The organism is Streptomyces uncialis, assembly GCF_001905345.1.
Classification (GTDB): Bacteria; Actinomycetota; Actinomycetes; order Streptomycetales; family Streptomycetaceae; genus Streptomyces; species Streptomyces uncialis.
This window is the reverse complement of the sequence record NZ_LFBV01000005.1, coordinates 1-13,025: the sequence shown is the minus strand read 5'-3', so window position 1 is coordinate 13,025 and position 13,025 is coordinate 1. Positions and strand designations below refer to the sequence as shown.

General features: G+C 71.7%; 15 protein-coding genes. 8 read left to right on the top strand and 7 right to left on the bottom strand.

Annotated features, from left to right (window positions below; genetic code table 11):
* Positions 1-60: 60 nt before the first annotated feature.
* From AB852_RS20375 to AB852_RS20365, 3 genes are all read right to left on the bottom strand, one after another.
* Entirely contained in the window at positions 61-795 is a 735-nt protein-coding gene (locus AB852_RS20375) for a transglycosylase SLT domain-containing protein (RefSeq protein ID WP_073790598.1), read from the bottom strand.
* Positions 796-1,090: 295 nt separating this feature from the next.
* A complete protein-coding gene (locus tag AB852_RS20370; protein WP_073790596.1) occupies positions 1,091-2,338 on the bottom strand; it encodes an S-adenosylmethionine:tRNA ribosyltransferase-isomerase in 1,248 nt (415 codons plus the stop codon).
* Positions 2,335-3,033, bottom strand: coding sequence for an SDR family NAD(P)-dependent oxidoreductase (locus AB852_RS20365; protein WP_073790594.1), 699 nt, complete (start codon positions 3,031-3,033; stop codon positions 2,335-2,337). The genes AB852_RS20370 and AB852_RS20365 overlap by 4 nt, the downstream gene beginning before the upstream one ends.
* A 255-nt stretch (positions 3,034-3,288) precedes the next feature.
* On the opposite strand from AB852_RS20365, the gene AB852_RS20360 reads away from it, so the two are divergent.
* From AB852_RS20360 to AB852_RS20345, 4 genes are all read left to right on the top strand, one after another.
* A complete protein-coding gene (locus AB852_RS20360) occupies positions 3,289-4,434 on the top strand; it encodes a GAF domain-containing sensor histidine kinase (protein WP_073790592.1) in 1,146 nt (381 codons plus the stop codon).
* 7 nt (positions 4,435-4,441) lie between these two features.
* Entirely contained in the window at positions 4,442-5,074 is a 633-nt protein-coding gene (locus tag AB852_RS20355) for a response regulator (protein ID WP_073791566.1), read from the top strand.
* Between the two features lie 224 nt (positions 5,075-5,298).
* Positions 5,299-5,544 (top strand): chaplin ChpE, encoded by a 246-nt coding sequence (gene chpE, locus AB852_RS20350; RefSeq protein ID WP_073790590.1) that lies wholly within the window; start codon positions 5,299-5,301, stop codon positions 5,542-5,544.
* 320 nt (positions 5,545-5,864) lie between these two features.
* The gene (locus tag AB852_RS20345; protein ID WP_073790588.1) at positions 5,865-6,104 is read left to right on the top strand and encodes a chaplin family protein; all 240 of its coding nucleotides are present in this window, start codon (positions 5,865-5,867) and stop codon (positions 6,102-6,104) included.
* Between the two features lie 69 nt (positions 6,105-6,173).
* Here the strand turns inward: AB852_RS20345 and AB852_RS20340 are convergent, their stop codons facing one another.
* Positions 6,174-6,962: a hypothetical protein gene (locus tag AB852_RS20340; protein ID WP_073790586.1), complete on the bottom strand. Its 789-nt coding sequence runs from the start codon at positions 6,960-6,962 to the stop codon at positions 6,174-6,176.
* A 119-nt stretch (positions 6,963-7,081) separates the two neighbouring features.
* Here AB852_RS20340 and AB852_RS20335 point away from each other — a divergent pair, with 119 nt between their 5' ends.
* The 3 genes from AB852_RS20335 (at position 7,082) to AB852_RS20325 (ending at position 9,671) form a co-directional block, all read left to right on the top strand.
* Entirely contained in the window at positions 7,082-7,873 is a 792-nt protein-coding gene (locus AB852_RS20335) for an ABC transporter ATP-binding protein (protein WP_073790584.1), read from the top strand.
* 203 nt (positions 7,874-8,076) lie between these two features.
* Positions 8,077-8,508, top strand: a complete 432-nt coding sequence (locus AB852_RS20330; protein WP_073790582.1) for an NfeD family protein — start codon at positions 8,077-8,079, stop codon at positions 8,506-8,508.
* A gap of 230 nt (positions 8,509-8,738) precedes the next feature.
* Positions 8,739-9,671 (top strand): SPFH domain-containing protein, encoded by a 933-nt coding sequence (locus AB852_RS20325; protein ID WP_073790580.1) that lies wholly within the window; start codon positions 8,739-8,741, stop codon positions 9,669-9,671.
* 147 nt (positions 9,672-9,818) lie between these two features.
* Here AB852_RS20325 and AB852_RS20320 read toward each other — a convergent pair whose 3' ends face one another.
* The 3 genes from AB852_RS20320 to AB852_RS20310 all read right to left on the bottom strand — a co-directional run bounded on the left by AB852_RS20320 (position 9,819) and on the right by AB852_RS20310 (position 11,937).
* Positions 9,819-10,325: an HNH endonuclease gene (locus AB852_RS20320; RefSeq protein ID WP_073790578.1), complete on the bottom strand. Its 507-nt coding sequence runs from the start codon at positions 10,323-10,325 to the stop codon at positions 9,819-9,821.
* A 233-nt stretch (positions 10,326-10,558) separates the two neighbouring features.
* Positions 10,559-11,104: a YbhB/YbcL family Raf kinase inhibitor-like protein gene (locus AB852_RS20315; protein ID WP_073790576.1), complete on the bottom strand. Its 546-nt coding sequence runs from the start codon at positions 11,102-11,104 to the stop codon at positions 10,559-10,561.
* 50 nt (positions 11,105-11,154) lie between these two features.
* Positions 11,155-11,937 (bottom strand): sporulation protein, encoded by a 783-nt coding sequence (locus AB852_RS20310; RefSeq protein WP_073790574.1) that lies wholly within the window; start codon positions 11,935-11,937, stop codon positions 11,155-11,157.
* 143 nt (positions 11,938-12,080) lie between these two features.
* Here AB852_RS20310 and AB852_RS20305 point away from each other — a divergent pair, with 143 nt between their 5' ends.
* Positions 12,081-12,722: a DNA-3-methyladenine glycosylase gene (locus AB852_RS20305; protein WP_073790572.1), complete on the top strand. Its 642-nt coding sequence runs from the start codon at positions 12,081-12,083 to the stop codon at positions 12,720-12,722.
* Positions 12,723-13,025 lie beyond the last annotated feature (303 nt).

Below are 13,025 nucleotides of genomic sequence, written 5' to 3'. Positions count from 1 at the left end.
ACCCGCGCGGGTGCCGCCCTTCGTCGTGCCGGCGTGGAGCTCCGGAGGTCCCGGCCGGGCTCAGTAGGCGCCGAAGACGTTGTCGATCGAGCCGTACCGGTCGGCCGCGTAGTTGGCGGCGGCGGTGATGTTGGAGACCGGGTGGTAGATGTCGAACGGCGTACCGGACACGTGGTACGAGCTGAACGTCGGCGGGATCACCTGGAGCAGCCCCTTCGAGGGGATGCCGTTGCGGGCGTTGATGTCCCACAGGTTGATCGCGCGCGGGTTGCCGCTCGACTCACGGATGATGTTGCGGTACAGCCCGTTGTACGAACCCGGGATGTCGTTCTTCTTCATGACGTCGAGGGACTCGCGGATCCAGCCGTCCAGGTTGTTCGCGTACGACACGGTGCGGGCGGCGGCGCGGCTCGCGGAGGTCGGCTGCTGACGGGACTGCTCGGCGTCGGCCTTCGCCTCGGCGGCACGCTCGGTCTTCGTCTTGTCGACGGCCTGCTTCGCCTCGGCGGCGCGCTGGTCCTTCTGCGCCTTCAGACGGTCGGCGGCGGCCTTGGCCTTCTGGTCGGCCACGGCACGCTGCCCGGTGACGTCCGTGCTGACGTCCTGGAGCTTCTGCTGCTTCTGGAAGGCCGCGGGGGCGGCGGCCTCGGTCACCGGGGCCTCGGAGCCGCCGGACGGGATCAGGGTGAACGCGAGGGCCGCGGCACTGAGGGTGGCGACACCGGCGATCGAGTACTTGTGCGTCCGGGTCAGCTTCAGGCGACTGTCACCGGAGGAGTTGCTGTTCTTCGGCATGGCAGTGGGACCTCTTCGAGTAGCGGAGGTCGCTCGGGCCCGGCAGGGGACAGGTGTTTCCGACACAAACGCCGCGGGCAGACTCCCGCGGCGTCGAGCGACGGCAGCCATTGTTAGCGGCCGCAAAATCGCGTGGCAATCATGTGACGTACGAAGCCGGATAGTGGATCAGGGGGGCCGGTGAAGGCCCCGAATCGGGCACCCGTCCCGTTCACATGGCCTTTATCCGACCACTAGGGACCTTCGTACGTGACGTGCGTCCTATGCCGGGGCTCACATCGCCCTTACCCCGATCTCACCTTGAGTTGCTGGAGCAACGCTCACCGTGAGGGTTCTCCGTCGGCAGGACGAGATGCACGTCCCCGAACTCGTGCCACAGGTAGAGGCCGTGCAGCGCCTCCTCGTACGCGCGGGCCACGGCCCGCTCACCGGCCAGTGCCCGCAGCAGCGCCCGCTGCGGCGCCCGCGGCCCGTGCAGCCCGGTCAGCAGCCCGTCCACCACCCGCGCCCCGCGCCCGGGGGCCACCACCAGATCCGTCCATCCCCGCGCCGCCCGGACCACCGCGGGCGCCCCCGCCGCCCCGCCGTCCCGGGGAGTGGGGTCCGCCGCACCCCGCGCCCCGGCCCCCTGGCCGAGCCTCACGCCCCCGGACACCCCCTCCGGGGCCCCCGCCCCGGTGGACGCCCCCAGGGGCTCCACCGCCGACTCCACGGCCCGCACCGCCGTCGCCCCCACCGCGATGACCCGGCCGCCGCCCGCCCGCGCGGCATTGATGAGCCGCGCCGACGCCTCCGGCACGCCGAAACGCTCCGCCGGGGGAGGACCGACCGCCTCCGGCGGCGCCACCCCCCGGTCCAGCCGGACCGGCGCGAACTGCACCCCCCGCCGCACCAGGTCCGTGACCACCCGCGCCGTGAAGGGCCGCCCCGCGGCCGGCATCTCCGCACTGCCCGAACCGTCGTCCGACCGCAACGCGAACACCGTCCGGTACGCCGACAGCGGCTGATCCCGCTCCGTGTACGCGTACCGGACCGGCCGCCCGTACCGCCGCAACAGCTCAGGCACCCCCGTACCCGCCGCCCGCCCCGCCGCACCGGCCACCAGCCGCGCCCACCACAGCCGGTCCCCGCCGCCCGCGGACTCCTCCAGTACCAGCCGCGCGCCGCCCGGCAGCCGTACCGCTGTATCCACACGCGAGCCCGCACGCGCGCGCGTGGTGCCCGTCCCGTCCGGTTCCCGCAACTCGACGGCCCACCGGCCGTCGTCCCCGCACACCGAGAAATGCACCACCACGCGCGCGCGGCCCACCTCGCCGTCCACCGCGGCGGCCAGCGTCGGCGAGGTGTTCACCACCAGCACGTCACCCGCCCGCAGCAGCGCGGGCAGCTCCCGGAACATATGACCCGACACCTCCGGGCCCCGCGACACCAGCAACCGCACCGCGTCCCGGCCCGCGCCCCCGCCCCGCCGTTCCACCGGCAGCCGCGCGGGCAGCCCGTCCGGCACCCGGAACACCGGCGCCGCGCCCCTGCCGACGGTCACCTCGGTTCCAGCAGCCCGGGTGCCGCGTACCGCCCACTGGCCGGACGCTCGTCCAGCAACCGCAGGAACGCGGGCACCACCTGCTCCGGCAGCGGACGCCCCGACTCGTCCTCCGCCGGCTCCGCCGCCCGGTACAGATCCGTCCGCATGTCCCCCGGATCGACCGCCCACACCCGCAGCCCCGGCTCCTCCACCGCCAGCACCGCCGCCAGATGGTCCAGCGCGGCCTTCGACGCCCCGTAACCGCCCCACGTCTCGAACGGCTCCGCCGCCGCCTCCGAGCTCAGCGCCAGCACCGTCCCCCGCGGCGCCCGCCGCAGCAGCGGAAGCGCCTCCTGGACCAGCCCCAGCGCGGCCACCACATTCACCTCCAGGGCGTGCCGCAGCCCGTCCAGCGGCTGCGCCTCCAGCCGCACCAGCGGCTCGGCGCCCAGCACACTCGCGTTGTTCACCAGCAGATCGAGCCCGCCCAGCGCCCGCGCGGCGGCCACCAGCTCCGCCCGGTGCGCCCCGTCCGTCACACTCCCCGGCAGCGCCGTCACCCGCGTACCGTGCGTGCGCACATCGTCCGCCGTCCGCTCCAGCACCCCGGCGGTCCGCGCGTCCAGCACCAGGTCCCAGCCCCGCCGGGCCAGCGCCAGCGCCAGCGCCCGCCCCAGTCCCTTGGACGCCCCCGTGATGATCGCCACCGGCATGGCAGTCGGTCCCCTTCCCTGTTCTGGTCCCCGTCCGAAGCCCGACCGCCCCGCCGTACAGCCGGCTCCTGCCCTACGGCGGGACGGTCCGCCGCACATAGGGCGCGGCACCCCCAAACGTAGGAACCCGCCCGCCCCGCCCGCCTCGGACGCCGGGCGCAGACCCCGGGTCCCTTGGCCCTAGTCCGCTCGGCCTACCCCGCCCCGACCAGCGGACCGATACGCAGTGTCACCCCCCGCCGGTACGGTGAAAGCATGAGTCACGGCCCACGATCCGGCCTCGCCGCGGTCAGCACCGCGCTGCTGGCGATGAGCAGGCACCTGGAGGTACGCGACGTCCTCAAGACGATCGTGGCCTCCGCCCGCGACCTGCTCGACGCGCAGTACGCCGCGCTCGGCGTCCCCGACGACCACGGGGGCTTCGCCCAGTTCGTCGTCGACGGCGTGAGCGACGAGCAGTGGCGCGCCATCGGCCCCCTCCCCAGACAGCACGGCATCCTCGCCGCGATGCTCAGGGACGCGCGGACCGAGCGTCTCGCCGATGTCCGCCGCGACCCCCGCTTCGAGGGCTGGCCCGCCTCCCACCCCGACATGTCCGACTTCCTCGGCATGCCGATCAGGGACGGCGACGAGATCATGGGCGCCCTCTTCCTCGCCAACAAGAACTGCCCCAAGCCGCACAACACCTGCGGCTTCACCCAGGAGGACGAGGACCTCCTCACGATCCTCGCGCAGCACGCCGCCATCGCCCTCACCAACGCCCGCCTCTACGAACGCAGCCGCGAGCTCACCATCGCCGAGGAACGCTCCCGCCTCGCCCACGAACTGCACGACGCCGTCAGCCAGAAGCTCTTCTCCCTGCGTCTCACCGCCCAGGCCGCCGCCGCCCTCGTCGACCGTGACCCCGTCCGCGCCAAGGGCGAGCTGACCCAGGTCGCCGCCCTGGCCGCCGAGGCCGTCGAGGAACTGCGCGCCGCCGTCGTGGAGCTGCGCCCCGCCGCCCTCGACGAGGACGGCCTCGTGGCCACGCTCCGCACCCATGTCCAGGTCCTCGACCGCGCCCACTCCGCGCGCGTCACCTACAGCGGCTATCTGCCGCGCGCCCTTCCCGCCGCCCAGGAGGAAGCCGTGCTGCGCGTCTCGCAGGAAGCCCTGCACAACGCCCTGCGCCACTCCGGCGCCGGGCAGGTGGACGTCAGCCTCGACCCCCGGGGCAAGGGCGCCCTCCTGCGTATCCGCGACGACGGCGGCGGCTTCGAACCCCGGACCGTACGCCGCGCGGGACGCCATCTCGGTCTGGTGTCCATGCGTGACCGCACCGCGGGCGTCGGTGGCAGGCTGACCGTGGAATCGGCGCCCGGCGAGGGCACCACGATCACGATGGAGGTTCCCGGTGGCTGACAAGAGGATGATCCGTGTTCTCCTCGTGGACGACCACCAGGTCGTCCGCCGGGGACTGCGCACCTTCCTGGAGGTACAGGACGACATAGAGGTCGTCGGCGAGGCCGCCGACGGCACCGAGGGGGTCGCCCAGGCCGAGGAGCTGAAACCCGACGTCGTCCTGATGGACGTCAAGATGCCCGGCATGGACGGCGTCGAGGCCCTGCGCCGGCTGCGCGAACTGGCCAACCCCGCACGCGTCCTCATCGTCACCAGCTTCACCGAGCAGCGCACCGTCGTTCCCGCGCTGCGCGCCGGAGCCGCCGGATACGTCTACAAGGACGTCGACCCCGACGCCCTCGCCGGAGCCATCCGCTCCGTCCACGCCGGACATGTCCTGCTCCAGCCGGAGGTCGCGGGCGCCCTGCTCAGCCAGGAGGGCACCGGCGGCGGCCACGGCCGCGCGGGCTCGCTCACCGAACGCGAACGCGAGGTGCTCGGCCTCATCGCCGACGGCCGGTCCAACCGCGAGATCGCCCGCGCCCTCGTCCTCTCCGAGAAGACGGTCAAGACCCATGTGTCGAACATCCTCATGAAGCTCGACCTCGCCGACCGCACCCAGGCCGCGCTCTGGGCCGTCCGGCACGGAGTGGCCGGCTGACCCCGCGCCCCGAGCCCATCCGCTGACCAGCGCTTCTTTCGCCACCCTTCCGCACGGGCGCGCCCCGGCGCACGCCACCGCGCGAAGGGGCGCCGGATTCCCGCCGGAATGAGATTCATACCATCGTGTGGATGTCACTCGAACGGCGTATCCGGGGGGAGTCCCGGCCGTTCTCCATGGTGTGCCGCGGCGAACGGTCGCGGCGAGCCAAGGAGGAGCCAGAAGTGAAGAACCTGAAGCGTGCCGCAGCCGTGACGATGGTGGCCGGTGGCCTGGTCGCCGCCGGTGCGGGGATGGCCTCCGCCACCGGCGGCGCCCACGCGCACGGCCAGGCCGTCCACTCCCCGGGCGTCGGCTCCGGCAATGTCGTCCAGGCCCCCGTGCATGTCCCGGTCAACGCCGTCGGCAACACCGTGAACGTCATCGGCCTGCTGAACCCGGCCTTCGGCAACCTCGGCCTCAACCACTGACGGGTCACCCCGGCAGACCCGGCCCCCCGGCCCCACCGGGGGGCCGCCCGCGCGTGCCCACCCCGGACCCGGCCCGCACCGTCCGGCACCCCACCGGCCACCGACACCCAGCCCGCCACTGTCACTGCCACCTCCACCGCACCCGGTACGGGGCAGACGGCCGCGGCGGCCGGGCGCACCGGTCCGATGGTCGGCCCATGGGCCTATTGCTCCGATCGGGCCGATCGGAGTGCTCCCCCGTGTCATCCCCCGGGGGCGCACGTTTCTCAGCGTGCGACCCGCGGCCGGGTCGAAACGCTCACCCAGGAGGAAACAACCCCATGAAGATCGCGAAGAAGGCCGTCCTGGCAGTCGCCGCCGCAGGCATGGCGGCCGGCGCCGCGGCCGGCTCCGCCGCCGCGGACGCGGGCGCCGAGGGCGTCGCTGCCCACTCCCCGGGCGTCGCCTCGGGCAACGTCGTCCAGGTGCCCGTCAACGTTCCGGTGAACGTCGTCGGCAACACGATCAACGTCATCGGTCTGCTGAACCCGGCGTTCGGCAACGCCGGCGTCAACCAGTGACCTGACACCACCGCGACCGTGGCCCCCGGAGAGATCCGGGGGCCACGGCCGTTCCCGGGGCGTATGCCCCTACCCCCGCTCCCGCGACTCCACATACGCGTTGTACGCGGCCACCTGCGCCCGCCGGGCCGTCCGCTCCACCGGCCGCAGCACCTCCGCCCGGGCCGCCAGCTCTGCCGCGCTGACGGCGCCCCCGTGCCCGTGCTCGTACTCACCGGCCACGGACACCAGCACCCCCACCCGCTGCGCCAGCTCCAACACCCGTACCGCGCGCGGCGGGTACCCCGGCGCGAGCAGCTCGCGCCCCCGCTCGGCCCGCGCCCGGTACGCGTCGACCGCCGCCTCCGCGACGGGCCCCGACCCCGCGAGGTCCAGCCGGGACAGGACCCGGGTCGCCTCCCGAAGGGCCTCCGCGAGCTCCCGCTCGGCCTCGCTCAGGGACGGCACGTCCGCGGGCGGCGCCACCCGCACCGGCAGACAGTGCCAGACCACCTCGACATGGACATCGCCCTGCGGACCCGCCTCGAAGACCTCCGGTACGAGCCCCAGCGCGGCCCCCTGGCAGACCACCGCCTCCTCGGCCTCCAGCGCGCGGGCGTTGAACTCCGGCGGACCGCTGAGCCCCAGCGGATGCCCCGACACCGGCAGCGCCACCCGCAGCCCGGACACCCCGAGAGCCCGCAACCGCCCCAGCGCCAGGGTCAGCCCGATGGGCCCGGACTCCCCGGGAACGCCTTCGACACGGTGGACGGCGTCCTCACCGACCACCGCCTCCGCCGCGTCGTCCGGCGAAACAAAACCGGCCAACAGGGCATTTCCCCAAGCCGCCAACCGTCCAGATCGTGGTTCCGAGAGCATGGGAACACCCTAAGGACCGACCGAGCGAACCGTGCGCACGAGCCGTGGCGTAGGTTTTGTCCGGGGGCTGCGTCCACCGACGCACGCGACGGCCGATCTGCATGGGAGACAACGCGCTCATGAGCGATGTACTGGAACTGGTGGACGTATCAGTGGTCCGCGAGGGCCGGGCACTGGTGGACCAGGTCTCCTGGTCGGTCAAGGAGGGCGAGCGCTGGGTCATCCTCGGCCCCAACGGCGCCGGCAAGACCACGCTGCTGAACATCGCCTCCAGCTACGTGTTCCCCACCAAGGGCACGGCCACCATCCTCGGCGACCAGCTCGGCAAGGTCGACGTCTTCGAGCTGCGCCCCCGTATCGGCGTCGCCGGTGTCGCGATGGCGGAGAAGCTCCCCAAGCGCCAGACCGTCCTCCAGACCGTGCTCACCGCCGCGTACGGCATGACCGCCGGCTGGCACGAGGACTACGAGGACATCGACGAGCGGCGCGCCCGCGCGTTCCTCGACCGCCTCGGTATGAGCGACTACCTGGACCGCCGCTTCGGCACCCTCTCCGAGGGCGAGCGCAAGCGCACCCTGATCGCCCGCGCGCTGATGACCGACCCCGAGCTGCTCCTGCTCGACGAGCCCGCGGCCGGCCTCGACCTCGGCGGCCGCGAAGACCTCGTGCGCCGGCTCGGCAGGCTCGCCCGCGACCCCATCGCCCCGTCGATGATCATGGTCACGCACCATGTCGAGGAGATCGCCCCCGGCTTCACCCACGTCCTGATGATCCGTCAGGGCGAGGTGCTCGCCGCGGGCCCGCTCGAACTCGAACTCACCTCCCGCAACCTCTCGCTCTGCTTCGGCCTCCCCCTGGTCGTCGAACAGCGCGGCGACCGCTGGACGGCCCACGGACTGCCCCTCTCCTGACTCCGCCGACCCCGCGCGCGGGGACCCGCACCCGGGCCCCCGCGGCGACGCTCCCGACCGGCCCGCGGCCCACGTCCACCGGCCGGTACGGGAGCCTCCTCGGCCCCCGTACCCGGCAAACGCCCCGCGCTCGCCGAGATGCGCCCGATCTGCCCTGATAGGGGCCCTGTCCCCGGCACTCCCCGTGGTCCTACCATGACGATGTGGACATCGACGCATGGGTGTGGTGGCTGATCGGCGCGGTCGCGCTGGGGATTCCGCTCGTGGTGACGGCGATGCCGGAGTTCGGCATGTTCTCCGTCGGCGCCGTGGCGAGCGCGGTGACCGCCGCGCTCGGCGGAGGCATCGTTGTTCAGGTGATCGTCTTCGTCGTCGTCTCGGTGGCGCTGATCGCCGTGGTGCGCCCCATCGCGGCCCGGCAGCGCGCGGGACGGCCCGACCAGGCGACCGGGATCGACGCGCTGCGCGGCAAACAGGCCGTCGTCACCGAACGGGTCGACGGCTCCGGCGGCGGCCGGATCAAACTCGCCGGGGAGATCTGGTCGGCCCGCGCGCTCGACGGCGGACAGACGTACGAGGTCGGCCAGCAGGTCGACGTGGTCGAGATCGAAGGCGCGACGGCCATCGTCATCTGACGCCCCGTCAACCCGCCGCCGTCCGGCCTCACTCGGCCCCCCGCGGGCCCGGTGGACCGCCAACGGCCGCTCCTGGGCGCACGATCCGGTGGATCGGGGGCATCCGGTCACCGGAACGCCCCACGCACCGGGCGGCCGTCTGACAGACTCGACCGGAAAGATCTTCAAGTAGCCGGACAATCCTCCGATCGTCCGTCAACACCGAGGTACGAAGGGTACGGGGAGCCACGATGGAACCGATCATCATCGTCCTGATCATTCTGGTGGTGCTGGTCTTCATCGCCCTGATCAAGACCGTCCAAGTCATCCCGCAGGCGAGCGCGGCCATCGTCGAACGCTTCGGCCGCTACACCCGCACGCTGAACGCCGGCCTCAACATCGTCGTCCCGTTCATCGACTCGATCCGCAACCGCATCGACCTCCGCGAGCAGGTCGTGCCGTTCCCGCCGCAGCCCGTGATCACCCAGGACAACCTGGTGGTCAACATCGACACCGTCATCTACTACCAGGTCACCGACGCGCGCGCCGCCACCTACGAGGTCGCCAGCTACATCCAGGCGATCGAGCAGCTCACCGTCACCACCCTGCGCAACATCATCGGCGGCATGGACCTGGAGCGCACCCTCACCTCCCGCGAGGAGATCAACGCGGCCCTGCGCGGCGTCCTCGACGAGGCCACCGGCAAGTGGGGCATCCGCGTCAACCGCGTCGAGCTGAAGGCGATCGAGCCGCCCACCTCCATCCAGGACTCGATGGAGAAGCAGATGCGCGCCGACCGCGACAAGCGCGCCGCGATCCTCACCGCGGAAGGCATCCGGCAGTCCCAGATCCTCACCGCGGAGGGCGAGAAGCAGTCCGCGATCCTGCGCGCCGAGGGTGAGGCCAAGGCCGCGGCCCTGCGCGCCGAGGGCGAGGCCCAGGCCATCCGCACGGTCTTCGAGTCCATCCACGCGGGCGACCCCGACCAGAAGCTCCTGGCATACCAGTACCTCCAGATGCTCCCGAAGATCGCCGAGGGCGACGCCAACAAGCTCTGGATCGTCCCCAGCGAGATCGGCGACGCCCTGAAGGGCCTGTCCGGCGCCTTCGGCAACTTCGGCGGACTCGGCGGCGGCGCCCAGCAGTCCCCCAAGGAACGCCGAGAGAACCCTCCGCTGGACTGAACGCGTACGGCCTGACGCGTACGGCCTGTCGCGTACGGCTCGACACGCACGGCGTGCCCGAACGGCCGCGCCCCCAGCGGGGCGCGGCAACGGCGACGCGCGGTGACCGGACGCCGCAAGCCCGGCGGGAACCATCGGGGACACCGGCTAAGCGGCGGAGCGCCCCAACCACGCGGGCAGCGCGTCCTGTTCCTCCAGACCCAGCGCGAGCAGCATCGCGTCCGCCGGAGTCGGCTCGAACGGGTCCCGGAGCAACGGCATCCCCGCCTGCTCCGGTGTCCGGTCGGCCTTGCGGTGATTGTCCTCCGCGCAGGAGGCCACGGTGTTCAGCCAGGCGTCCGCGCCACCCTGCGACCGGGGCACCACATGGTCCACGGTCGTCGCCCGCCGGCCGCAGTACGCGCACCGGTGCCGGTCCCGGACCAGCACGCCCCGCCTCGACCACGGAGCGCGTCTTCGGAACGGCACGCGTACATACCGGCACAACCTGATCACCCGCGGCGCCGGAAGCTCCACGGCGGCCGCCCGCATCAGCAGTTCGGGGTGGGCCTGCTCGACGACGGCCTTGTCCTGGAGCACCAGGACCACCGCACGGTTCAGCGTCACCGTCGACAACGGCTCGAAGCTCGCGTTCAGCACCAACGTGTCGCGCATTGAGCCCACCTCCCCTACGCACCGGCCCACCCCCCTGGCGGGCTGGGATCAACTCTGGCCGGGTGCGCCGAGATGAACAACGCAATATCCACGCGTACCCGGGACTGCTGACACCAGCGGCGCTGCCGGAATCCTGCCCCGGCACAAAAATGCCCGCCTCTGATCACTTCCAAGACCAGAGGCGGGCAAAACGTCGCGTGAACGACGGACTTCGGTGGTTCCTCGCGGAATCCTCAGCTCTCGGCGGGAGCGGCGTACTCACCGATCAACCGCGCACGCGCGAGCGTATGGAACCGCAGATTGAATCCGACCACGGCCGGCGACGCGTCACTGTCCGGCCCCAGCTTCTCCTGGTCGACCGCGTACACCGTGAACACATAACGGTGGGCGGGGTCACCGGGCGGCGGGGCGGCGCCACCGAAATCCTTCGTCCCGTAGTCGTTGCGCACCTGTACGGCACCGGCGGGCAGCCCCACGAAGGAGCCGCTGCCCGCACCCGCGGGGAGCTCCGTCACCGACACCGGGATGTCGAACACGGTCCAGTGCCAGAACCCGCTGCCCGTCGGCGCGTCCGGGTCGAAGCACGACACCGCGAAACTGCGCGTCCCCTCCGGGAACCCCTCCCACCGCAGCTGCGGCGAGGTGTTCCCGGCGGCGTGGACCTGGGCGTCCTTCAGTACCCCGCCCGGCTCGACGTCCTCGCTCACCAGCGTGAACGAGGGCACCGGCGGATGGAAGTCATGGGGAAGGGGCGGCCTCTTGGACTCGGACTCGGTCACCTCGGTACCTCCTGGCTCTGTACGTTCGACGACAACGCTGCGCGCCGAGCCTAGAACCAGTTGCGCTTGCCGCCGACCTCCGACAGCCACTGGTTCAGATAGGCGGACCAGTCGGTCCCCTGGAAGTCGTGCAGCCCCACCTTGAAGGAACGGAAGGTGTCGCTGCCCTCACTGAAGAGACCCGGCTTCTTGTCCATCTCCAGGATGACGTCCATCTCGCGGTCGTCCGCGACGAAGCTCAGCTCCACCTGGTTCAGCCCGTGGTACTGCTGCGGCGGCAGGAACTCGATCTCCTGGTAGAACGGCAGCTTCTGCCGCGTCCCCCGGATGTGACCGCGCTCCATGTCCGCGTTCTTGAAGCGGAACCCGAGCTGCGCGAACGCGTCCAGGATCGCCTGCTGCGCGGGCAGCGGGTGCACCTGGATGGGGTCCAGGTCACCGGAGTCCACCGCGCGCGCGATCTCCAGCTCGGTCGTCACCCCGATGTTCATCCCCCGCAGGTGCTGACCGCCGAAGTGGGTGATCGGGGTCTCCCACGGGATCTCCAGCCCGAACTGCACCGCGTGCACCGCGCCGGCCTGGAGCTCGAAGGCCCCGCCCAGCCGCTGCTTGGTGAACGAGATGTCCTGCTTGTACTCCTGGTCGTTGCCCTCGACCTCGACCCGGGCCTGGAGCCCCACCGACAGGGCCTCGATCTGCTGGTTCACCGAACCGCCCTGGATGCGGACCTCGCCCTGCACCACTCCACCCGGGACGACATTGATCTCGGTGAGCACCGTCTCCACCGACGCACCGCCGGCACCCAGGCTCGCGAGCAGCTTCTTGAACCCCATGACTCTCCTTCCCAGGCCCTCGCCTGTGATGGTTGATCCTCGATCCTTAGAAACGCGTAACGGCCGTGACCGGTTCCGCTCCCTCACCCTGCCAGAACCGGCCACCCCCACCGCGCCACCCCCTTGCACTACGCTCGGAGCGCATGATCACGCCCGCCGACCGGACGCCCCTGCCCCGGGGATTCTTCGACCGCCCCGTCCTGGAAGTGGCCCCGGACCTCCTCGGCCGCACCCTGGTACGCACCACCCCGGCCGGCCCGATCGAGGTCCGCCTCACCGAGGTCGAGGCATACGCGGGGGAGGCCGACCCCGGCTCGCACGCCTTCCGCGGCCGCACCCGGCGCAACGCCGTCATGTTCGGCCCGCCCGGACACGCGTACGTCTACTTCACCTACGGCATGTGGCACTGCCTCAACATGGTCTGCGGACCCGAGGGCTTCGCGAGCGGTGTCCTGCTGCGCGCGGGGGAGATCGTCGAGGGCGCCGAGCTGGCCCGCAAACGTCGATTCTCGGCCCGCAACGACAAGGAACTGGCCAAAGGCCCGGCCCGCCTGGCCACGGCCCTGGACATCGACCGCGCACTCGACGGTACGGACGTCTGCGCCGGACCCGACGCGCCCCTGTCCCTTCTCCATGGCACCCCCGCACCCTCCGACCAGGTCAGGAACGGCCCTCGCACCGGAGTCTCCGGCGAGGGGGGCGTCCACCCCTGGCGCTTCTGGATCACGGGCGATCCCACTGTCAGCCCGTATCGGGCCCACGCCCCCCGCAAGCGCCGAACTTGACTCGCTCGTGACGGGTACGTAACGTGGCCCGAGCCGCTTGCACCGGGTACTGCGTAACGCCAGCAGCCGGAAGCGGCCAACCACTACCTACAACTCGCCCCTTCCAGGGGTGCGCATTTCGCATGCCGAAATTCGCATTCAAGGTTCTCGATTATGAGTTCCTGAGGGAGTCGGTTAACGTAGTGAATGTCGAAAGGCCGCAAGGCCAAAAGGCAAAAGCAGGAATCCCGCCCGACAGGGAATCGGATACGGAAACGGTCTGATAGAGTCGGGAACACCGAAGGGAAGCGCCCGGAGGAAAGC

Excerpts from the sequence above, each read along its gene's own strand:
- AB852_RS20375 (WP_073790598.1), bottom strand. The coding sequence starts at position 795 with ATGCCGAAGAACAGCAACTCCTCCGGTGACAGTCGCCTGAAGCTGACC.
- AB852_RS20365 (WP_073790594.1), bottom strand. The coding sequence starts at position 3,033 with ATGCCGGTGGCGATCATCACGGGGGCGTCCAAGGGACTGGGGCGGGCG.
- AB852_RS20360 (WP_073790592.1), top strand. The coding sequence starts at position 3,289 with ATGAGTCACGGCCCACGATCCGGCCTCGCCGCGGTCAGCACCGCGCTG.
- AB852_RS20355 (WP_073791566.1), top strand. The coding sequence starts at position 4,442 with ATGATCCGTGTTCTCCTCGTGGACGACCACCAGGTCGTCCGCCGGGGA.
- AB852_RS20345 (WP_073790588.1), top strand. The coding sequence starts at position 5,865 with ATGAAGATCGCGAAGAAGGCCGTCCTGGCAGTCGCCGCCGCAGGCATG.
- AB852_RS20340 (WP_073790586.1), bottom strand. The coding sequence starts at position 6,962 with ATGCTCTCGGAACCACGATCTGGACGGTTGGCGGCTTGGGGAAATGCC.
- AB852_RS20335 (WP_073790584.1), top strand. The coding sequence starts at position 7,082 with ATGAGCGATGTACTGGAACTGGTGGACGTATCAGTGGTCCGCGAGGGC.
- AB852_RS20325 (WP_073790580.1), top strand. The coding sequence starts at position 8,739 with ATGGAACCGATCATCATCGTCCTGATCATTCTGGTGGTGCTGGTCTTC.
- AB852_RS20320 (WP_073790578.1), bottom strand. The coding sequence starts at position 10,325 with ATGCGCGACACGTTGGTGCTGAACGCGAGCTTCGAGCCGTTGTCGACG.
- AB852_RS20310 (WP_073790574.1), bottom strand. The coding sequence starts at position 11,937 with ATGGGGTTCAAGAAGCTGCTCGCGAGCCTGGGTGCCGGCGGTGCGTCG.
- AB852_RS20305 (WP_073790572.1), top strand. The coding sequence starts at position 12,081 with ATGATCACGCCCGCCGACCGGACGCCCCTGCCCCGGGGATTCTTCGAC.